25 protein-coding genes are annotated in these 18,063 nt (G+C 67.4%); 20 read left to right on the top strand and 5 right to left on the bottom strand.

Annotated elements, in window-relative coordinates; genetic code table 11:
• Positions 1-9: 9 nt before the first annotated feature.
• Positions 10-918, bottom strand: coding sequence for a retropepsin-like aspartic protease (locus PFY01_RS15125; RefSeq protein ID WP_271041884.1), 909 nt, complete (start codon positions 916-918; stop codon positions 10-12).
• A 57-nt stretch (positions 919-975) separates the two neighbouring features.
• Here PFY01_RS15125 and PFY01_RS15120 point away from each other — a divergent pair, with 57 nt between their 5' ends.
• Positions 976-1,494, top strand: a complete 519-nt coding sequence (locus PFY01_RS15120; protein WP_271041883.1) for a PadR family transcriptional regulator — start codon at positions 976-978, stop codon at positions 1,492-1,494.
• 15 nt (positions 1,495-1,509) lie between these two features.
• Here PFY01_RS15120 and arsC read toward each other — a convergent pair whose 3' ends face one another.
• A complete protein-coding gene (arsC, locus tag PFY01_RS15115; RefSeq protein WP_271041882.1) occupies positions 1,510-1,914 on the bottom strand; it encodes an arsenate reductase (glutaredoxin) in 405 nt (134 codons plus the stop codon).
• Between the two features lie 6 nt (positions 1,915-1,920).
• The gene (locus PFY01_RS15110; RefSeq protein ID WP_017506449.1) at positions 1,921-2,256 is read right to left on the bottom strand and encodes an ArsR/SmtB family transcription factor; all 336 of its coding nucleotides are present in this window, start codon (positions 2,254-2,256) and stop codon (positions 1,921-1,923) included.
• An 81-nt stretch (positions 2,257-2,337) separates the two neighbouring features.
• Between PFY01_RS15110 and PFY01_RS15105 the strand changes: the two genes are divergently transcribed.
• Positions 2,338-3,621 carry an arsenic transporter gene (locus PFY01_RS15105; protein ID WP_271041881.1) on the top strand — a complete coding sequence of 428 codons (1,284 nt, stop codon included), beginning with the start codon at positions 2,338-2,340 and terminating at the stop codon, positions 3,619-3,621.
• Positions 3,622-3,625: 4 nt separating this feature from the next.
• Here the strand turns inward: PFY01_RS15105 and PFY01_RS15100 are convergent, their stop codons facing one another.
• Entirely contained in the window at positions 3,626-3,826 is a 201-nt protein-coding gene (locus PFY01_RS15100; RefSeq protein ID WP_055753936.1) for a hypothetical protein, read from the bottom strand.
• 148 nt (positions 3,827-3,974) lie between these two features.
• On the opposite strand from PFY01_RS15100, the gene PFY01_RS15095 reads away from it, so the two are divergent.
• The 17 genes from PFY01_RS15095 to PFY01_RS15015 all read left to right on the top strand — a co-directional run bounded on the left by PFY01_RS15095 (position 3,975) and on the right by PFY01_RS15015 (position 16,200).
• Positions 3,975-4,748: a YebC/PmpR family DNA-binding transcriptional regulator gene (locus PFY01_RS15095; RefSeq protein ID WP_055753937.1), complete on the top strand. Its 774-nt coding sequence runs from the start codon at positions 3,975-3,977 to the stop codon at positions 4,746-4,748.
• Positions 4,749-4,832: 84 nt separating this feature from the next.
• On the top strand, positions 4,833-5,351 hold the full coding sequence (locus PFY01_RS15090; RefSeq protein ID WP_271041880.1) for a hemerythrin domain-containing protein: 519 nt from the start codon (positions 4,833-4,835) through the stop codon (positions 5,349-5,351).
• Positions 5,352-5,427: 76 nt separating this feature from the next.
• Positions 5,428-6,123 carry an MgtC/SapB family protein gene (locus PFY01_RS15085; protein WP_271041879.1) on the top strand — a complete coding sequence of 232 codons (696 nt, stop codon included), beginning with the start codon at positions 5,428-5,430 and terminating at the stop codon, positions 6,121-6,123.
• Positions 6,124-6,169: 46 nt separating this feature from the next.
• Positions 6,170-6,688 (top strand): crossover junction endodeoxyribonuclease RuvC, encoded by a 519-nt coding sequence (gene ruvC / locus PFY01_RS15080; RefSeq protein WP_055753940.1) that lies wholly within the window; start codon positions 6,170-6,172, stop codon positions 6,686-6,688.
• Positions 6,685-7,302, top strand: a complete 618-nt coding sequence (ruvA, locus tag PFY01_RS15075) for a Holliday junction branch migration protein RuvA (RefSeq protein ID WP_055753941.1) — start codon at positions 6,685-6,687, stop codon at positions 7,300-7,302. The genes ruvC and ruvA overlap by 4 nt, the downstream gene beginning before the upstream one ends.
• A gap of 13 nt (positions 7,303-7,315) precedes the next feature.
• Positions 7,316-8,347 (top strand): Holliday junction branch migration DNA helicase RuvB, encoded by a 1,032-nt coding sequence (ruvB, locus tag PFY01_RS15070; RefSeq protein ID WP_271041878.1) that lies wholly within the window; start codon positions 7,316-7,318, stop codon positions 8,345-8,347.
• Positions 8,348-8,404: 57 nt separating this feature from the next.
• Positions 8,405-9,871 (top strand): alpha/beta hydrolase, encoded by a 1,467-nt coding sequence (locus tag PFY01_RS15065; RefSeq protein WP_271041877.1) that lies wholly within the window; start codon positions 8,405-8,407, stop codon positions 9,869-9,871.
• Between the two features lie 5 nt (positions 9,872-9,876).
• Positions 9,877-10,245 (top strand): hypothetical protein, encoded by a 369-nt coding sequence (locus PFY01_RS15060; RefSeq protein ID WP_271041876.1) that lies wholly within the window; start codon positions 9,877-9,879, stop codon positions 10,243-10,245.
• On the top strand, positions 10,242-11,105 hold the full coding sequence (locus PFY01_RS15055) for a hypothetical protein (RefSeq protein ID WP_271041875.1): 864 nt from the start codon (positions 10,242-10,244) through the stop codon (positions 11,103-11,105). Before PFY01_RS15060 ends, PFY01_RS15055 begins: the two co-directional genes overlap by 4 nt.
• Before the next feature lie 5 nt (positions 11,106-11,110).
• Positions 11,111-11,569 (top strand): tol-pal system-associated acyl-CoA thioesterase, encoded by a 459-nt coding sequence (gene ybgC / locus PFY01_RS15050; protein WP_271043078.1) that lies wholly within the window; start codon positions 11,111-11,113, stop codon positions 11,567-11,569.
• Positions 11,570-11,596: 27 nt separating this feature from the next.
• Positions 11,597-12,031 (top strand): hypothetical protein, encoded by a 435-nt coding sequence (locus tag PFY01_RS15045; RefSeq protein WP_112861274.1) that lies wholly within the window; start codon positions 11,597-11,599, stop codon positions 12,029-12,031.
• Between the two features lie 33 nt (positions 12,032-12,064).
• Positions 12,065-13,171: an AraC family transcriptional regulator gene (locus PFY01_RS15040; RefSeq protein WP_271041874.1), complete on the top strand. Its 1,107-nt coding sequence runs from the start codon at positions 12,065-12,067 to the stop codon at positions 13,169-13,171.
• A gap of 61 nt (positions 13,172-13,232) precedes the next feature.
• A complete protein-coding gene (locus PFY01_RS15035) occupies positions 13,233-13,532 on the top strand; it encodes a hypothetical protein (RefSeq protein WP_271041873.1) in 300 nt (99 codons plus the stop codon).
• Entirely contained in the window at positions 13,418-13,945 is a 528-nt protein-coding gene (locus PFY01_RS15030) for a CPBP family intramembrane glutamic endopeptidase, BDIM_20840 family (RefSeq protein WP_420197077.1), read from the top strand. The genes PFY01_RS15035 and PFY01_RS15030 overlap by 115 nt, the downstream gene beginning before the upstream one ends.
• A 162-nt stretch (positions 13,946-14,107) precedes the next feature.
• A complete protein-coding gene (tolQ, locus tag PFY01_RS15025; RefSeq protein WP_271041871.1) occupies positions 14,108-14,860 on the top strand; it encodes a protein TolQ in 753 nt (250 codons plus the stop codon).
• 3 nt (positions 14,861-14,863) lie between these two features.
• The gene (locus PFY01_RS15020) at positions 14,864-15,316 is read left to right on the top strand and encodes an ExbD/TolR family protein (protein ID WP_271041870.1); all 453 of its coding nucleotides are present in this window, start codon (positions 14,864-14,866) and stop codon (positions 15,314-15,316) included.
• A 5-nt stretch (positions 15,317-15,321) separates the two neighbouring features.
• Positions 15,322-16,200 carry a cell envelope integrity protein TolA gene (locus tag PFY01_RS15015; protein WP_271041869.1) on the top strand — a complete coding sequence of 293 codons (879 nt, stop codon included), beginning with the start codon at positions 15,322-15,324 and terminating at the stop codon, positions 16,198-16,200.
• Here PFY01_RS15015 and PFY01_RS15010 read toward each other — a convergent pair.
• Positions 16,197-16,460 (bottom strand): CopG family transcriptional regulator, encoded by a 264-nt coding sequence (locus tag PFY01_RS15010; protein ID WP_271041868.1) that lies wholly within the window; start codon positions 16,458-16,460, stop codon positions 16,197-16,199. The genes PFY01_RS15015 and PFY01_RS15010 overlap by 4 nt on opposite strands.
• 140 nt (positions 16,461-16,600) lie before the next feature.
• Here PFY01_RS15010 and tolB point away from each other — a divergent pair, with 140 nt between their 5' ends.
• Positions 16,601-17,965: a Tol-Pal system beta propeller repeat protein TolB gene (gene tolB, locus PFY01_RS15005; RefSeq protein WP_112861281.1), complete on the top strand. Its 1,365-nt coding sequence runs from the start codon at positions 16,601-16,603 to the stop codon at positions 17,963-17,965.
• Positions 17,966-18,063 lie beyond the last annotated feature (98 nt).

The raw sequence follows: 18,063 nt of genomic DNA, 5'->3' as shown, positions 1-18,063 counted from the left end.
CCCTGAACGTCAGTCGCCCGCCAGGACCCAGGTCCGTTCGTTGGTGGGGTCGAAGACGAACCGGAACTTGCGCATCATGGGCAGGCCGATATTGGGGGTTCCGCCCTCGATGAAGTGCAGCTTGGGGCTGTCGACCACGACGCCGCCGACCTTGACCGGACAATCGGCCTGGGCCTCGTACACCGGCTGGGTTCCGGCGGCCGAGGTCGCAATGCCGATCTTGCGCGGCTCGCCCTTCAGCTTGATCTGGCTGACCAGAGACAGCGGCAGGAGGAAGGCGCTGTCGTTGCCGGTGTCCAGGGTCGCCTCGACCGAGGCGCCCGGCAGATCCAGGGCGACGACCGGCAGCCGTTCGTCGTCGGAATAGGCGTGTCCGGGGCCTTCGGGGCGCTGGGGCGCATCGGGCGCCATAACGCGCAGCTCGCCTTTCGCCAGGTTCATCTCGACCAGTTTTCCGGGAAAGCTGTTGGGGCCGAAGATGCCGACTTCGTCCTCGTCCCTGAACTCGAAGACGGTGGCGGGGCCCTCGGTGATCTCATAGCCGCCCAGGGTCACGCCCTTCAGACTGGTCGTATAGCCGGGCACCATCAGGCCCGTGCTGCCGTCCCTGGACTGGGACGGTCCCACATTCGGCATGCCGATGTCGTCGGCGTAGGACTTGTAGATCAGATTGCCGTTGGTGCCGGTGTCGAAGACGACGGGCGCAGGATGGCCGCCGTTGATCCGCATCATCAGAAGCGCGCGGCCGTCCGAGACATAGAGCGGAATGCGGGCCACAGCGGCCGCCGGCGCCGGGGCGGTCGCCTGAGGGGTCGCTTGAGCGACGGGTGCGGCTTGCGCCGCAGCGAGGCCAGCCGATAGGCTGACCCCGGCCAGGCAGGACGCCGCCATGGCGCGTTTGAACAGGGACCGGATCATGCATTCCTCCATAGACGTCGATAGTCCGATTAGGACTATCGAGTCGGATCGGGTCAAATGAACAATCGGCAAGGACGCCTGACGGAGCTGGAAGGCGCCATCCTGTCGGAAATCCACCATCGCGGAGCCTCGACCGCCTTCAAGGTCCGCAAGGCGTTCCAAGAGTCGATGTCTCTGGAATGGAGAGGCAGCGCCGGCGCCGTCTATCCGGCCATTCGACGATTGACGGATCGAGGCGTGATCGAAGCGGTCGAGACGGGCTCGGGCCGGGGCACGGTTCTTCTGTCCCTGACGCCCAAGGGAGTCGCGGTGATGGAAGACTGGATTTGCGACGCCGAGCGCGCCGCCAGTGTCGGTCTGGATCCCTTCCGCTTGCGCTCAGGCATGTGGGACCGACTGCCGCCTGTCCGAAAGGCTGAGGCCATGGCGGTCCTGAGGCGCACGGTGGAGGCGGAAATCGCCGCCTTGCGTCAGTATGTGATGTCGCTGGACCCGATCGAGCGGCCCCGCATCGAACTGGCGATCAACCTGCAGCTCAGACGTCTGGACTGGCTGGACGGGCAACGCGCGTCATAGACCTCGCGCCCGCCCCTAGGCGTCGAGAATGACCTGGCCGTCTTCCTTGACGAAAGGCTCGGCGAGAGGGTCGGGCAGCAGGTCCAGAACCGTCTCGGACGGGCGGCACAGTTTGACGCCCAGGGGTGAGACGACGATGGGGCGGTTCATCAGGATCGGGTGCGCCGCGATGGCGTCCAGCAGTTGGTCGTCCGACAGGCTTGTGTCGCCCAGGCCTAGGTCGGCGTAGGGCGTGCCCTTTTCGCGCAGGATATCGCGCACCGATCCACCCATCCGCTCGACCAGTTGGGCCACCAGCGCGCGGCTGGGCGGGGTCTTCAGATACTCGATCACATGCGGTTCGATCCCGACGTGGCGGATCAGGGCCAGGGTGTTGCGCGACGTGCCGCAGGCGGGGTTGTGATAGATGACGACGTCCATTGGGCCTCAGTCGCAGCAGGGGGCCAGTTCGGCCAGCAAGGGTTGGCAAAGCTCGGCGCGGCCCTGGCAGCAGTCCTTGAGCAGGAACAGCACGACCTCGCCCAGTCGATCCAGATCGGCGCGGTAGATGATCGACCGGCTGCGCCTCTGGGACGCGATCAGCCCGGCGCGCGACAGCACGCCCAGATGCGCCGACATCGTATTGGTCGGAACGGCGAGCCGGTCCGCAATCTCTCCGGCCGGCAGGCCGTCCGGCGCATGGCGGACCAGCAGCCGGAAGGCGTCCAGTCGCGTGGATTGCGCCAGGGCGGCGAGCGCGAGAATGGCCGGTTCGGATTCCATTATTCCAAGATACTGGAAATATGGTGTCATGCAAGCTAGAGGGGGCGCTGCGGTCGTCGGTCGGCCGGGATGGAGCCGCCCATGATCGTCGCCTTTCTGATCTTCGCGGTCACCATCACCCTGGTGATCTGGCAGCCGAAGGGCCTGCAGATCGGCTGGAGCGCAATGGGCGGTGCGGCGGCGGCGCTGTTGCTGGGCTTCGTCACCCTGGCCGACATCCCTGTGGTCTGGGACATCGTCTGGAACGCCACGGCGACCTTCGTCGCGATCATCATCATCAGCCTGTTGCTGGACGAGGCCGGCTTCTTCGAATGGGCGGCGCTGCATGTCGGGCGATGGGGCGGCGGCCATGGGCGCAGGCTGTTCGTCCTGTTCGTCCTGCTGGGCGCGGCGGTGTCGGCGGTCTTCGCCAACGACGGGGCGGCGCTGATCCTGACGCCCATCGTCATCGCCATGCTGCTGGCGCTCGGCTATGGCCCCAAGGCGACGCTGGCCTTCGTGATGGCGGCGGGCTTCATCGCCGACGCGGCCAGCCTGCCGCTGGTAGTGTCCAACCTGGTCAATATCGTCTCGGCCGACTTCTTCGACATCGGCTTCGACCGCTATGCGGCGGTCATGGCGCCGGTGAACCTGGCGAGCATCGCGGCGACGCTGATGGTGCTGTTCGCGGTGTTCGGGCGCGATGTTCCCAAGGCCTATGACGTGGAGCGGTTAGCCGCGCCGTCCAGCGCGATCAAGGACCGCGCGACCTTCCTCTGGGGCTGGATCATCCTGGCGTTTCTTCTGATCGCCTTCTTCGTGCTGGAGCCGCGAGGGGTGCCGGTGTCCGCCGTCGCCGCGACGGGGGCGGTCGTCCTGCTCTTCGTGGCGGGGCGCGGCGCGGTCATCAGTACGACGAAGGTGCTGCGCGAGGCGCCGTGGCAGGTCGTGATCTTCTCTCTGGGGATGTATCTGGTCGTCTATGGGCTGGGCAACGCCGGTCTGACGCGCCAGATCGCGGGCCTGCTGGACGGATTCTCGCAAGGCGGGGTCTGGGGCGCGGCCTTCGGAACCGGGTTCCTGACCGCCTTCCTGTCGGCCATCGCCAACAATATGCCGACGGTCCTGATCGGCGCCCTGTCGATCGACGCCTCGGGCGCGACGGGCGCGGCGAGGGAGGCGATGATCTACGCCAATGTCATCGGCAGCGACCTGGGGCCGAAGATGACGCCCATCGGCTCATTGGCCACATTGCTGTGGCTGCACGTCCTGGCGCGGAAGGGTGTGAAGATCGGGTGGGGCTATTATTTCAAGGTGGGCGTGGTCCTCACCCTGCCGGTCCTGGGCGTCGCCCTGGCGGCCCTGGCCTTACGCTTGAGCGTCTAGGGCCTCAGTCGTCCAGACGGCCGATCAGGAACAGGGCGCCGACGGCGGTCAGGGCGCCCAGGGTGAAGGCGGTGACGATGGCGCCGGTGGCGACGGCGGTGGAGACGGTGACCGGGCGGGCTTCGTACCACTCGACAATGTCGGCCTCGTGCAGGTCCTCGTCCATATAGCCTTCGGCTTCATAGATGGTGTCGTCTGCGGTCATGGCTTTACGCTCCGTCTGTCTTGCCCGGATCAATACGCCCAAACGGTACAGGTTCCACCCCTGTCGCCCCCGATCGGCGTATCGTGACAGGATGCCGCTCTTCGTTTAGGAGGCGCGGCTCAGGTTCAGAACGCTCAAAGACGATCCCATGGCCGGCCACTCGAAATTCAAGAACATCATGCACCGCAAGGGGCGCGCCGATGCGCAGCGCTCCAAGCTGTTCTCCAAACTGTCGCGCGACATCACCGTGGCGGCCAAGTCGGGCCTGCCGGATCCGGCGGCGAACCCGCGCCTGCGCCTGGCGGTCAACAACGCCAAGGCCGAAAGCCTGCCCAAGGACGTGATCCAGCGCGCCATCAACAAGGCCGCCGGCGGCGACGTCGATACGATGGAAGAGGTCCGCTACGAGGGCCGGGGTCCGGGCGGCGTGGGCATCATCGTCGAGGCCTTGACCGACAACCGCAATCGCGCGGCGTCCAACATCGGCGCGGCCTTTAAGAAGAACGGCGGCGCGCTGAGTGAGATGAACTCGGTCGCCTTCATGTGGGACAAGGTGGGCAAGATCACCTACGCCGCAGAGGCCGGTTCGGAAGACGCCGTGATGGAGGCCGCCATCGAGGCCGGCGCCCAGGACGTCGAGAGCGACCTGGTCAAGCCCGACATCTATGAGGACGCGCCGGGCCACACGATCTGGACCGCCTTCGAGGATCTGAACGACGTCGCCGAGGCCATGTCCAAGGTGCTGGGCGATCCCAAGTCCACCGCCATCGTCTGGAAGCCGCAGTCCGAAGTGCCGGTGACCGGTGAGGCCGTCGGCACCCTGTTCAAGCTGCTGGACGCGCTGGACGCCGAGGACGACGTGTCGGCGGTCTATTCCAACGAGGACATCTCCGACGAGGACGCGGCTAAGTACGCGGGCTGATCCCGAACGACCGCGAGTCGTTCGCACGGAACCGGGTCGTGCGCCGGGCGTAACGAGGCTTCACCGTTACGCCTGGAGCCCCCTATGGACATCACCCAGCTGATCCTCGACGACCATGCCGAACAGCGTCGGCTGTTTGCGATCATCGAACAGATCGACCCCAAGGACACCGATGCGCTGAGCGCCGTCTGGTCGCGGTTGTCGGCGTTCCTGGATGTGCACGCCGAGGCCGAGGAACGGTTCTTCTATCCCGAGCTGCTGAAGCAGGGCGAGGGCGCCAACGACGCCGAGGACGGCTCGGTCGAGGGCGAGACCGAAGACGCCATCGAGGATCACAACAAGCTGCGCGACGCGGTCAAGGCGGTCGAAAAGCACAAGGTCGGCACCAAGGCCTGGTTCGACGCGGTGGGCGAGGCGAACGTCGTCAACTCCAAACACATGGGCGAGGAAGAGCGGCAGGGGCTGACCGACTTCCGCATGAACGCCGACGTCGAGACGCGCCATGAGCTGGCGGTGAAGTTCGCCGCCTTCGAGGCCGAGTACATCACCGGCGTCAAGCCGGTGAACAAGGACCCCGAGACCTATATCGAAAAGCACGGCTGAGGCGGGCGCTGCGACCACGATGTCGCAGCATCGTCCGTCCAAGGAACATCCGCGCTCGGCCCGTCGTTGAGCGCGGATGAATCTGGGTAGTCTGGAAGGCGCCGTCCTGCCGATCCTCGGCGCGGTGATCGCGGGCGGGGTCATCGGCTTCGAGCGCGAATGGCGGGGCCGGGCGGCGGGCCTGAGAACGCATATCCTGGTCAGCTTGGCGTCGGCCCTGCTGATGCTGGCGGCCATGTCGCAGGCCGACTGGGCGTTCCGCGCCCTGCCCGACGAGAACATCGTCACCGACCCGACGCGGATGGCGCACGGCGTGCTGACGGGGATCGGGTTCCTGTGCGCAGGCGTGATCTTCCGCACCGGATTTTCGATCCATGGGCTGACCACGGCGGCGTCGCTGTGGATCACATCGGCGATCGGCATTCTGTTCGGGGCAGGCCTTTATGCGCTGGGGACGGCGGCGACGGTGGTCACGGCGCTGATCCTGATTGGGCTCAGGCTGATCAACGGGCGTTTGCCCGCGCGCACGGTGGTGGACGCCGAAGTGTGTTGGGAGCGGCGCGAGGCGTCGCCGGAGCCGGCGATCGAGGCGGCGCTGAAAGCCATAGACGCGGACGCGCGACACGACCGGTTCGAGCTGATCGATGGACAGACCGTTCGACGGACTTGGCGATTGAAGGCTGCCGAGGAAGGCCAGCTGAAGCGGCTGGCGGAACAGCTGTGCGCCATACCGGGCGTGGTCGCCTACAGCCTAGACCCGCGCGACGACTGAAACCGTTCATTGCCCGATAACCCTCTTTGCGGCATGAGGGGAACGGATGGCGAACGAACCTGTCAGAATCATCGGCCTGGACCCCGGTCTGCGACGCACCGGCTGGGGCGTCGTGGTGTCGGATGGCGCGCGCCTGAGGTGGGTGGCGCACGGGGTGGTGGCCCCGCCTGAGACCGCGCCGTTCAGCGAGCGGCTGCTGCATCTGTTCGAGGCGCTGGGGACGATCTGCGCCGACCACGGCTGCGAGGAGGCGGCGGTGGAAGAGGTGTTCGTCAATGTGAACCCGTCCTCGACGCTGAAGCTGGGTCATGCGCGGGCGGCGGTGATGCTGGCGCCGGCCAAGGCGGGTCTGACGGTGGCGGAATATTCGCCGAACCTGATCAAGAAGGCGGTGGTGGGCGCGGGCCATGCGGACAAGAGCCAGATCGCCTTCATGGTCAAACGGCTGCTGCCGACCGCGGGCGACGTGAAGGCGGATGCGGCCGACGCCCTGGCCGTCGCGATCACCCATGCGCAACTCCGGAAGCGGTCCCTGCTGGAAGCGATGCACCGGGGGGCGGCGTGATCGGGCGGTTGAGAGGCGTGCTGGCCGAGGTCGGCGAGGCGGAATGCCTGATCGACTGCGCCGGCGTGGGCTATGTCGTGTCGTGCGGGGCGCGGACGCTGGGGCGGCTGCCGGCGCCGGGCGACGAGGCGACGGTGCATGTCCATTCGCAGTGGAGCGAGGATGCGGGGCCGCGCCTGTATGGATTTCTGACGCGCGACGAGCGGCGGGCCTTCACGACCCTGCTGGCTATTCAGGGCGTGGGGCCCAAGGCGGCGCTGGCGGTGCTGGACGTTCTGCCGCCCGGCGAACTGGCGTCGGCGGTGGCGCGCGAGGACAAGGCGGCGGTGGCGCGGGCCAACGGCGTGGGGCCGAAGCTGGCGTTGCGGATCGTGACCGAGCTGAAGGGCAAGCCCTTGGGCGACGTCAGTTTTGCGCCGGTCGCACCCGGCATGCACGTCGAGATCGCACCGCCCGTTCCGTCCATCACCGGCGAGGCCGTGTCGGCCCTGCTTGGACTGGGCGTCGCCGAGGTCAATGCGCGCCGGGCCGTGGATCAGGCGTTGATCCGTCTGGGCGAAGAGGCGGAGCTGTCGGCGGTGATCCGCGCGGCGCTGCAGGAGTTGGGCCGATGAGAGCCGCATCGACATGACCCGCGTCATCTCCCCCGAGGCCGAGACCGGCGAATCCTTCGACCGCGCGCTGCGGCCGCAGACGTTGTCGGAATTCGTCGGCCAGTCGCAGGCCAAGGGTAATCTGAAGGTCTTCATCGATGCGGCGCGCGGGCGGGCCGAGGCGCTGGACCATGTGCTGCTGTTCGGACCGCCGGGACTGGGCAAGACGACGCTGGCGCAGATCGTGTCGCGCGAGCTGGGCGTGGGATTTCGGGCGACCTCGGGGCCGATCCTGGCCAAGGCGGGCGATCTGGCGGCGATCCTGACCAACCTCGAGCCGCGCGACGTCCTGTTCATCGACGAGATCCATCGCTTAAGCCCCCAGGTCGAGGAGATCCTGTATCCGGCCATGGAGGATCATGTGCTGGACCTGATCATCGGCGAGGGGCCGTCGGCGCGCTCGGTGCGGATCGACCTGGCGCCGTTCACGCTGGTGGGGGCGACGACGCGGGCGGGCCTGTTGGCTACGCCGCTCAGGGACCGGTTCGGCATTCCGCTGCGACTGGAGTTCTACACCCCCGACGAACTGACGGCGGTGGTGCGCGGCACGGCGCGCAAAATGGGCGCAGCCATCGACGAGGCGGGGGCGCGCGAGATCGCGTCGCGGGCGCGCGGCACGCCGCGCATCGCCGGGCGCCTGCTGCGCCGGGTGCGGGATTTCGCCTCGGCGGAAGGGGCCGAGATGATCTCGAAACTGGTGGCGGCGCGGGCGTTGGCGCGGCTGGAGGTGGACGAGGCCGGGCTGGACAGCCTGGACCGGCGGTTCCTGAAGGCTTTGATCGAGAACTATGGCGGCGGGCCGGTCGGGATGGACACCCTGGCGGCCGCCATCGCCGAGGCGCGCGACGCGGTCGAGGACGTGATCGAACCCTATCTGCTGCAACAGGGCTTCATCATGCGGACCCCGCGCGGCCGCATGGCCTGCGCCAAGGCCTATGCGCATCTGGGCCTCAGCGCGCCGGCGCAACCGGCCGCCGGCCCCGTGCCGGGCGACCTGTTCGAATAGGCGTTGCCAAGCGGGGCGGGCGGGGGTTTGCTGGGGGCGAACCGGAGCCGTCGTCCCATGATCCTGCGCACCCTGGCCGTGATGGCGTTTGCGGCCGGCCTGACCAGTCTGGCGCCGCCTGCGCGAGCGGCGGCCCCCGTCTTCACCGACAAGGCCTGTCCCAGTGATTGGCCGACGGGCCTGCGCGAGGTGCGGTGCGGGACCCTGACGGTGGACGAGGCGCGCGACGGCTCGGTCAGCGATCGACGCATCGACATCGCCGTCGTCATCTTCAAGGCCAGCGCGCCCTACAAGGACGCCGCGGGCCAAGCGCTGCCGCCGATGGTGATGTTCCACGGCGGACCGGGCGGGGCCCTGACCCCGGGAGCGGGACGGATGCTGGCGGCGCTTCGTCGCAATCCGGAAGCCTTTGCGGTGGATCAGGACGTGATCCTGTTCGACCAGCGCGGCGGCGGCGCGAGCAACCCGTCGATGGACTGTCCAGGCGTCGAACTGACCGATGCGGGGCCGCCGTCCGACAAGGATCGCGACGGGCTGATCGCCTGTCTGAAGGGCTATCAGGCGCAAGGGATCGACCTGAACCAGTACAACGCCGCCGCCATCGCAGACGATGTGAAGGACATGGTCCAGGCCCTGGGTCTGGCCAAGATCGACCTGTGGGGCGGATCGTACGGGCCGCGCATCGAGGCGGCGGTCATCACCCACCAGCCCCAGATCGTGCGCGCCGCCGTGATGGACAGCCCCTGGCCGCCCGAGGGCAACTGGGCCGTCGGCACGCCCGAACAGGTGTCGGCGGCGGTTAAGATCATCCTGGCCAAATGCGCGGCCCAGGCGGCCTGCGCGGCGCAGCATCCGGACCTTCAGGCGCGGTTCGAGGCCGAGGCGCGCAAATGGCTGGCCGGGCCGGTGAAGGGCAAGGACGGGCGCACCTTCAACGTCGACGACCTGTCGGCCTTTCTGATGGACACGACCTATAGCGCGACAGGCGTGCGCAGCCTGCCGGTCGATCTGGACAAGATCATCGCCGGCGACCTGACGCCGGTCGCGGAGATCGCCGAGGACCGCACCTATTATTTCGAGGGCCAGCACATGGCCCATCTGTGCAAGGAAGAACTGCCGTTCGAGTCCAAGGCGCGGCTGGCGGCCGGGGCGGCCGGTGATCCGGTCGCCGAGGTGCTGGTCCCGTCGCTGTCGCGGCTGTTCGACGTCTGCGCGGCGGTGGGCGAGCGGCCGGCGCTGCCGATCGAGAATCTGCCGGTCCGGACCGACATCCCGACCCTGTTCGTCGCCGCCGAGATCGATCCAGGCTGCCCGCCGCCGCTGACCGAGGCCGCCGCCAAGGGCTATTCGAACAGCCAGGTGGTGATCGTGACCAACGCGACCCACGGCGTCATCAACGCCAGCCCCTGCACGCGCAAGATGGCGCGCGACTTCCTGCGTGATCCGTCCAAGCCGGTGGATCGGACCTGCCTGCCCGCCGCCGACACGCCGCTGGACTTCACCCTGGAAACGCCCGCCGCATGAGGGTGATGCGCCATCGCAGCCCGCTTCAGCAGCGTGTGATGATCGCGGCGGCGCTGGTTCTGGCTCTGTGCGCGGTCGGCGTCTGGATGCTGATGCAGCCGGCGCACACCCCGTCGCCCGAGCCGGCCGATGCGCGGGTGATGCGCCAGATCCGCACGCAGGCGGGGCGCGGCGCCGAGCTGCGCTACGCCGAGAACGGACAAAGGCGATCGGTGTGCGGCTATGTCGGACGGCTCGCGGGCGGGCCGGCGGTGGGCTTCGTCTCCATCCCCAATCGCATTCTGTTCAGCGACGACCCCCTGCCGACCGAGTTTCGCGAAATGCGCCAAAGCTACTGCCCCGGCTTCATGGCCGCGCCGAACCGCCAGCCGTGATCCGTCGGCGGTTGAAGCGGTCAGCACTCGCCCTGATCGCACAAATCACGGCGACGGCGGCGATCAGCCTGCTGGCGATCCGGGCGGCCGGGGCGGGGACGGCGTCGGTCGTGGTCCAGGGCGCGGCGTTTCTGATCGGGGCGGTGGCGCTTTGGGCGGCGTCGCGGACGGCGCGGCCGGGCCGGGGTCCGAGGCTGATCTCGGCGGCGGCGATCCTGGTCGTCGCCGTCCTGATGCTTACGACGGGCGTGGAGATGCAGGGCGCGCATCGCTGGCTGGCGCTGGGGCCGGTTCTGATTCACCCCGCTTCGCTGCTGGGCGCGCCGCTGCTCTGGCTCGTGGCGCAGGATGCAGACGATGTGTGGACGGCAGGCGCCGCTGGCCTGACGATCCTGACGTTCGGTCTCGGCTTCGACGGGGCCGTCAGCCTGGCCTTCGCTTTGGGGACGATCGGGCTGCTAGCGGCGGCGAGAGGGTCGTGGAAGACGCTGGCGCCGCTGGCGGCCCTGTCCTGGATTTTGGCGCTCTGGAGCCTGACGCGTTCGCAGGCCCTGCCGCGCGTTCCCTATGTCGAGGATGTCGTACCGACGGTTTGGGCCATGTCGCCGATCCTCGGCGTGGCGGCGGGCTTGGCGTTGGTCGTGCTGTCGGCCCCGTTGCTGTGGATGGGCTGGCGGGCGCGCGGTATCGGAGCCGCCGTCGGACTGGCCATGGCCGGATTCTGGATCGGTCTGTCGGCGGCCAATCTGCTGGGTGCCTATCCGGCGCCGGTGGTGGGATATGGCGCTTCGCCCGTGATCGGATGGCTTGTCGCGATCGGACTGGCTATGGCGACTGCACGACGCACGAGGTTTCAGTGACCGCAATCTCCGACCAACCCACCGCCGGCCGCTTCGAGGGGCGCGATCACCTGTTGCCGGTGCGCGTTTATTACGAGGACACCGATTTCACCGGCTTGGTCTATCACGCCAACTATGTGCGCTATTTCGAGCGGGGGCGGTCCGATTTCCTGCGCGCCATCGGGGTGGGGCACGCCGATCTGCTGGAGGAGGCCGAGCCGCTGGCCTTCGTGGTGTCGGAGTTGAACATCAAATATCTGAAACCGGCGCGGATCGACGACGCCCTGGTGGTGCGCACCGTCTATGAGCAGGTGAAAGGCGTGCGGCTGATCATCCGCCAGAGCGTGGAGCGGGCCGGCGAGGTGTTGTGCCGGGCCGAGGTGACGGCGGTGTGCATCCATCTGGACGGGCGGCCGCGACGCCCCTCGAAGGGTCTGGTCGAGAAGGTCACGCCGTGGCTGGCGGCCGGCGGGACCGCCGGCTAGGATCGCACCAACGAGGGGGAAAACGTCATGGCCGCAGAAACCTACAAGATGTCCGCCAGCGCGGTGATCGTCACGATCCTGCTGTTCGTGCTGCTGATCGGCGGCGGGCTGGTGGGCTGTCCCTATTACAAGGTCTGGGAGCGCAAGATGGCGGGCCAGGCCGAGCTGCAATACCAGCAGGGCGCGCGCCAGGCCCTGATCGCGCAGGCCGCTGCAGAAGACGAGGCGGCGATCAAGCGGGCCGAGGCGGCGACGCGCCGCGTCCTGGGCTGGACCGACGCGGCCAAGCGCGGCTGCGCCGAACTGGGCCGGGCGGGCGATCGCCAGTGCGAGGAGCAACTGCTGAAGGACGCCGCCACCTATTCCATCGCCAAGGAAGGCCACGAGGGCGTCATCATCAGCGTCGGCGCACCCGTGTCGGTCGCGGTCGATCCGAACGCGCGGCGGACGGGCGCGGAGTGAGGCTGACGCCTCGCCGTCCATCGGCGTGACGCGATGATCCTCGCCCAGATCGACGTCGCCATCCGGGCCGGCGCGGTGGTGACGATCCTTCTTCTGGCAGGGCTGCTGCTACGCCAGCGACGGCGGATCGGCCTGCCCGCCATTCTGTTCGCGCCGATGGCGGTTTGCGTTTCCGGTTTCGTCATCGGCAATACGCCCCTCGGTGATCTATCGCCCGATGGCGGGGTCGGCGCGGTCGCCAATCTGGTCAGCGGCTTCACGGTCATCTTTCTGTGGTGGTTTTGCCTGTCGTGTTTCGACAGCCGGTTTCGGCTGAAGGGGGGCGTGCTGGCCATTGGTCTGGCATGGGGACTGATCGCCGGGCTTGATCGCGGACTTTTCGGCAAAGCTCTGGCGCAAATCGAATGGTCGCGTCTGCTGGTACCGCTGGGCTTTGCGATCATCGGTCATCTCGTCTGGCGGCTGCTGGCCGAACGATCGGACGACCTGATCCAGAAACGTCACGACGCGCGCCTGATGGTGGCGGTCCTTCTCGGCGGGATGCTGTTCGTCGATCTGTCGGCGGATTTGTTGTTCGGTTTCTCATGGCGTCCGCTCGCCTTTTCGATGAGCCAGAATGGGGCTGTTCTGGCGTTCGGCTTGTGGTTGGCGGGTGAGCTTGTGACCGTGCGGACGGACCTGCTCACCTTCGGCGTCGCTGACAGAGGCGTGTCGCTCGTCGCCATCCAATCAAGCCGAGCGCGGGATGACGGCCTTCGTCGCCGGCTTAAGACCCTGATGGAGATCGAGCGCGTGTTCCTAGATCCCAAACTGACATTTGCGGGGTTCGTCGCACGCATGGACGCGCCGGAGCGCGCCGTCCGCATCAATCACGAACTGGGTCACGATCATTTCCGCAGTTTTCTGAACCACTACCGTGTCGCCGAAGCGCGCCGGTTGCTGGGCGAGCCAGGCCGCGCTGATGACAAGCTGATCGCCATCGCATTGGACAGCGGGTTCGCTTCATTGCCCAGCTTCAACCGCGCGTTTCGGGCGATCGAAGGCTGTGCGCCCAGCCAGTATCGAACTGCCGCCAGGCAGACCGCGCCTGCTTCGGAATCTGCGATGACAGGTTCTGAGGAGCGAAAAGCCGAGTTCTGAGAAGACGCCTCGATCCATTCAAAAATAGCACCTTCGCCATCAACAGGTTGAGGAGATGCGGATGAACGGATTGATTGGCTTGGGAGGCGTTCTGTCGCTCCTCCTCGTGGTCGGAGCTTGCGTCGGGGCGATGGACCGTCGACGCTTTTCATGGCGATGGCTGATGGCGGCGGCCCTGCTGGTGGCGATCAACGATGCTCTGCTGACGCGCCTATATGGATTGCTGCCGGATGTGATCGGCGGTTCGTGGAACTGGCAGGGCAAGCTGCTGGCTCTGGCCGCCACACTGGCCATTGCGGCCTCGCCGGCTTCGGATGGCGTCGCAGCGGTTTCACGCTGCTTCAGACGCCAGGCAGTCTGAAGTCCGCCCTGCCGGTCGCCCTGCTCTATTGCGCCCTCTTCGTGGTGATCGCCCTGGCCTTTCCGGGTGGGCCGACGACAGGCGAGGATATCGCCTTTCAACTGACCATGCCAGGTCTGGAAGAAGAGCTGTTCTACCGCGGGATCCTGCTCTTCGCTCTCTGCCAAGCCTTCACCGGCACGAAGCGCTTTCTCGGCGTCGACTGGAGCTGGGGCGCCGTCCTGTCCTGCCTGCTGTTTGGAATGGCGCACGCGTTCAGCTTTTCACACGGTGCCTTCTCGTTTGATCCGATGACAATGGCGCTGACCGCGCTGCCATCTTTCGTCGCCGTGTGGCTTCGTCTGCGGACCGGAAGCCTGTTGCTGCCGATCCTGCTGCACAACTTCGGCAATGCGATTTCGATGATCCTTTAACGCTATCTCTTGAAAGGGGTAATCTGCTGTTAACCCTTATGACGCGCCTGTCAGATGACGGGCGGACGGGTCGGGGCTAAACGGGCCGGACGCCACACAATGGTCACGTCCGCTCGGTCGAAGAGGGGACGTGACGATCTCGATTCCGCCCGGAGCGCCTGAATGACCACGCCTGTCGACGCCGCGATGATGAACCCGGTCGAGCTGTTCATGACCGCCGACTGGGTGGTCAAGAGCGTGATGATCGGGCTGGCGGCGGCTTCGATCTGGTCGTGGACGATCATCATCGACAAGGCGGTGCGGTTCACGGCGCTGAACAAGCGCGCCGACGACTTCGAAAAGTCGGTTCAGTCGGGTCGGTCGCTGGAAGAAGTGGCGTCCCAGGCCGGACCCGAGCCGGACCACGCCCTGCCGCGCATGCTGGTGATCGCCCTGTCGGACTGGCGCGAGGCGCGTCAGCGCGGGGCGTTGAACGAGCACCAGGGCGAACTGCTGCTGGTGCGGATCGACAAGGCGATGAACAGCCTGATCTCGCGCGAGGGCCAGCGGATCGAGAACGGCCTGGGCGTGCTGTCGGTGGTGGCTACGGCCTCGCCCTTCATCGGCCTGTTCGGCACGGTGTGGGGCATCATGAATGCGTTCGGGCGGATCGCGGCGGCGGGCAACACTAATCTGACCACGGTGGCGCCGGCCATCGCCGAAGCCCTGTTCGCCACGGCCATCGGCCTGGCGGCGGCCATCCCGGCCTATATCGCCTACAACAAATTCTCGATCGACGCGGGCAAGTTCGTCGGCCGGCTGGAGGCGTTCGCCGACGATCTGCAGGCCGCCGTGGCGCGCCGACTGGGCAGCCCGTCGGCCCCGCCGCCTCCGCCCCCGCCGTCAAGCGACCTCAGCCTGAAGCGGGGCGTCTGAGCCATGGCTCTGGGTGGTGGTGCGAGCGGCGGCGGGCGCCGGGGACGCAGGGCGCGTAAGGGGCCTCTGACCGAGATCAACGTCACGCCTCTGGTGGACGTGATGCTGGTGCTGCTGATCATCTTCATGATCTCGGCGCCGCTGCTGACGGTGGGCGTGCCGGTCGAACTGCCCAAGACCGAGGCCAGCGCGGTCGAGATCAAGTCCGAACCCCTGTCGGTCAGCATCGACCAGCAGGGCGCGATCTTCGTCGGCGACAGCGAGACGGCGTTCGACGCCCTGTCCACGCGCCTGTTGACCGAGGCGGGCGGCGCCGACAAGGCGGTCGAGCGGCCGGTGTTCGTGCGGGCCGACGGGCGCGCGCCCTATCAGGCGGTGGCGCGGGTGATGGCGCGATTGAGCGCCTCGGGCTTCACCAAGCTGAACCTGATCACCGACACGGCGCCGGAGGCCTGAATTCTTTGCGTCGGCCGAGCCCCGCCATCCTCGGATCGCTCGCCCTGCACGCCGGGGTGGTCGCGCTCGCCTTCGTGATGGTGTCGCACAAGACGGACGAGGACGAGACGCCGCTGGTCGCCTCGGTGCCGGTGACCATCGTCTCGGAGGAGGTGATCCAGGCGGCGCCGGCGGACAATCCGCAGCCCGAACCCTCGCCCGACGACGCGGCGACCGCCCCGGTGCAGCAGCCCGATCCCGTGCCGCCGACGCCCGAACCGACGCCGCCGCAACCCCAGCCGCGCCCGACCCCGACCCCGCCGCGGCCCACGCCGCCGCGCCCGGCTCCGACGCCCACGCCGACGCCGAAGCCCACGCCGACCCCGACGCCGCCGCGTCCGACGCCTCGACCCCAGCCGCCGACGCCGGCGCCGCCGACCAAGGCCCAGCCGACCCCGCGCCCGGCGACGCCCGCGCCCGCCCGCCCGGCGCCCCAGCGCACCGAGCCGAGCCTGGATCTGGACGCCCTGGCCGGCCCGACGCGCCCGACCAACAATCGCGGCCGCCCGGCGACGGGGCAGCAGGGGGCGGGCGCGGCGTCCCAGGCCACGGGCCCGCAGATCACGGCCATCTTCAATCAGGTCTATCCGAACTGGATCCTGCCCTGCGACATCCCCGGCGCGGACCAGCTACGCATCCAGGTCGAACTGACCCTGTCTTCCGATGGACGGATCACGCGCGGGCCCAGCCTGATCAACGCTCAGTCGTCGAACGTCTATCGCGCCGCCGCCGACGGCGCCCTGCGCGCCCTGCGCCAGACCGCGCCCTTCGACGTGCCGCAGGGTTTCCCCGGCGGGGTCTATCGCCCGACCTTCAACACCGAACGGGCGTGCCGCAATCGCTAGGCGTCAGACGCTCGTTTGGAGACGGACGACGGCCAGTCCAATTCCTCACGAAGCGCGTTGACGTGTTCAGTCGTAATCGCCGGGCCGCCGCGATCAGGCAGCAGGGCCACGCCGTTGCGATAACTGATTTTTCGCGGTGTCTTTTCCAATGGGCTTCGCGCCAAATGGGAGACGACCTGACCCATCGTTTGACCCGTGCTGGCGGCGATGATCCTGACGGCGTCCAGCACGTCATCGTCCAGCGTGAGGGTGGTGCGCATGACGTCAGAATAACTCATCCGAAACAAACGCCAAGATGGTTCCCCGTCCCGAATGTCGCCCTATTCCCCGTGAAGCTGGCGAAAGTCGAACGACCCGGCGATAAGGGGCGGCGATCCTTCGAGACTTATGGGAGCATCTGATGCGTCTGAACCTTCTTCTGGCCTCCGTGGCGGCTGTCGCGATGGCGGCTCCTCTGACGACGGCGGCGCAGACGCCTCAGCAGAATCAGCCGGTCGAGGTCGAGATCGATCAGGGCGTGCTGCGTCCCCTTCAGATCGCGGTCGTGCCGTTCGCCGGGACGCACGGGTCGGACATCTCCAATGTGGTCAGCGCCAATCTGAAGCGGTCGGGCTTCTTCGAGCCGCTGAACCCCTCCAGCTTCATCGAGACCGGCCTGACCCTGGCCAATGCGCCGAACTTTCCCCAATGGACCCAGATCGGCGCGCAGGCGGTGCTATACGGCGGTGTGACGACGCGAGGCGACGGGCGGCTGGACGTGGGTTTCCGCCTGTATGACCCCTACCGCCAGTGCCAGCTGGTCAGCTATCAGTTCACCGCGACCCAGGAGCAGTGGCGCCGGATCGCGCACAAGATTTCCGACGTCATCTATCAGCGCATGACCGGCGAAGCCGGCTTCTTCGATTCCCGCGTGATCTTCGTGTCCGAGGAGGGCACGCAGCTGAACCGGATCAACCGCCTGACCATCGCCGATCAGGACGGATTCAATCCGACCTATCTGACGCAGGGCGACGAGGTGATCATGTCGCCGCGCTTCTCGCTGTCGCAGCCGGACGAGATCACCTATGTGGCGCTGGGCAAGGACTACAGCCGCATCTACCTGTATAATCTGACGACGGGCCGGCGCGAGAGCCTGGGCGAGTTTGACGGTCAGGTGCTGGCGCCGCGCTTCTCCAACGACGGCAACAAGATCGCGTTTTCGATCATCCGGGGCGGCAATACCGACGTCTATGTGATGGACCTGCGCAGCCGCCAGATCACGCGCCTGACCAGCGACCCCGGTATCGACACCTCGCCGTCCTTTAGCCCGGACGGCAGCCAGATCGTCTTCACCTCGGACCGCTCGGGTTCGGCGCGCCTGTATGTCATGCGGTCGGACGGATCGGGCCAACGACCGATCTCGCGCGGCGGCGGCATCTATACGGCCCCGTCCTGGAGCCCGACCGGCAATCTGATCGCCTTCACCAAACAGGGTGGCGGCCGGTTCTCGACCGGGGTGATGAACGCCGACGGTTCGGGCGAGCGCATCCTGTCGTCCAGCTATTTCGAGGAAGGCCCGAACTGGGCGCCGAACGGCCGATACGTGATGTTTGCGCGCCAGACGCCGGGCGGCGACACGCGTCTGTGGACCGTGGACCTGTCGGGGCGCGTGGTGTCGCAGGCGGGCTATAACGGGCGCGGGACCGACCCGGCCTGGTCGCCGCTGCTGGACCGCGGCCCGAGCAATCTGGGCGTGAACCAGGGCGCCGACAGCTGCCCCGCCTAGACGCCGCACCGACACCGTCGGAGCCTTAAAGCTCAACTGTGCGTTATCGCCTCTAGCGTCGAAAAATCGCCCGAGGCAGACAGTAAAGCCAAGCTTGA

It is taken from the genome of Brevundimonas vesicularis (assembly GCF_027886425.1).
Classification (GTDB): domain Bacteria; phylum Pseudomonadota; class Alphaproteobacteria; order Caulobacterales; family Caulobacteraceae; genus Brevundimonas; species Brevundimonas vesicularis_C.
Note: the sequence above shows the minus strand (reverse complement) of the source record. Positions and strands in the feature narration are given on the sequence as shown.

Excerpts from the sequence above, each read along its gene's own strand:
- PFY01_RS15125 (WP_271041884.1), bottom strand. The coding sequence starts at position 918 with ATGATCCGGTCCCTGTTCAAACGCGCCATGGCGGCGTCCTGCCTGGCC.
- PFY01_RS15120 (WP_271041883.1), top strand. The coding sequence starts at position 976 with ATGAACAATCGGCAAGGACGCCTGACGGAGCTGGAAGGCGCCATCCTG.
- arsC (WP_271041882.1), bottom strand. The coding sequence starts at position 1,914 with ATGGACGTCGTCATCTATCACAACCCCGCCTGCGGCACGTCGCGCAAC.
- PFY01_RS15110 (WP_017506449.1), bottom strand. The coding sequence starts at position 2,256 with ATGGAATCCGAACCGGCCATTCTCGCGCTCGCCGCCCTGGCGCAATCC.
- PFY01_RS15105 (WP_271041881.1), top strand. The coding sequence starts at position 2,338 with ATGATCGTCGCCTTTCTGATCTTCGCGGTCACCATCACCCTGGTGATC.
- PFY01_RS15100 (WP_055753936.1), bottom strand. The coding sequence starts at position 3,826 with ATGACCGCAGACGACACCATCTATGAAGCCGAAGGCTATATGGACGAG.
- PFY01_RS15095 (WP_055753937.1), top strand. The coding sequence starts at position 3,975 with ATGGCCGGCCACTCGAAATTCAAGAACATCATGCACCGCAAGGGGCGC.
- PFY01_RS15090 (WP_271041880.1), top strand. The coding sequence starts at position 4,833 with ATGGACATCACCCAGCTGATCCTCGACGACCATGCCGAACAGCGTCGG.
- PFY01_RS15085 (WP_271041879.1), top strand. The coding sequence starts at position 5,428 with ATGAATCTGGGTAGTCTGGAAGGCGCCGTCCTGCCGATCCTCGGCGCG.
- ruvC (WP_055753940.1), top strand. The coding sequence starts at position 6,170 with ATGGCGAACGAACCTGTCAGAATCATCGGCCTGGACCCCGGTCTGCGA.
- ruvB (WP_271041878.1), top strand. The coding sequence starts at position 7,316 with ATGACCCGCGTCATCTCCCCCGAGGCCGAGACCGGCGAATCCTTCGAC.
- PFY01_RS15065 (WP_271041877.1), top strand. The coding sequence starts at position 8,405 with ATGATCCTGCGCACCCTGGCCGTGATGGCGTTTGCGGCCGGCCTGACC.
- PFY01_RS15060 (WP_271041876.1), top strand. The coding sequence starts at position 9,877 with ATGCGCCATCGCAGCCCGCTTCAGCAGCGTGTGATGATCGCGGCGGCG.
- PFY01_RS15045 (WP_112861274.1), top strand. The coding sequence starts at position 11,597 with ATGGCCGCAGAAACCTACAAGATGTCCGCCAGCGCGGTGATCGTCACG.
- PFY01_RS15040 (WP_271041874.1), top strand. The coding sequence starts at position 12,065 with ATGATCCTCGCCCAGATCGACGTCGCCATCCGGGCCGGCGCGGTGGTG.
- PFY01_RS15035 (WP_271041873.1), top strand. The coding sequence starts at position 13,233 with ATGAACGGATTGATTGGCTTGGGAGGCGTTCTGTCGCTCCTCCTCGTG.
- tolQ (WP_271041871.1), top strand. The coding sequence starts at position 14,108 with ATGACCACGCCTGTCGACGCCGCGATGATGAACCCGGTCGAGCTGTTC.
- PFY01_RS15020 (WP_271041870.1), top strand. The coding sequence starts at position 14,864 with ATGGCTCTGGGTGGTGGTGCGAGCGGCGGCGGGCGCCGGGGACGCAGG.
- PFY01_RS15010 (WP_271041868.1), bottom strand. The coding sequence starts at position 16,460 with ATGCGCACCACCCTCACGCTGGACGATGACGTGCTGGACGCCGTCAGG.
- tolB (WP_112861281.1), top strand. The coding sequence starts at position 16,601 with ATGCGTCTGAACCTTCTTCTGGCCTCCGTGGCGGCTGTCGCGATGGCG.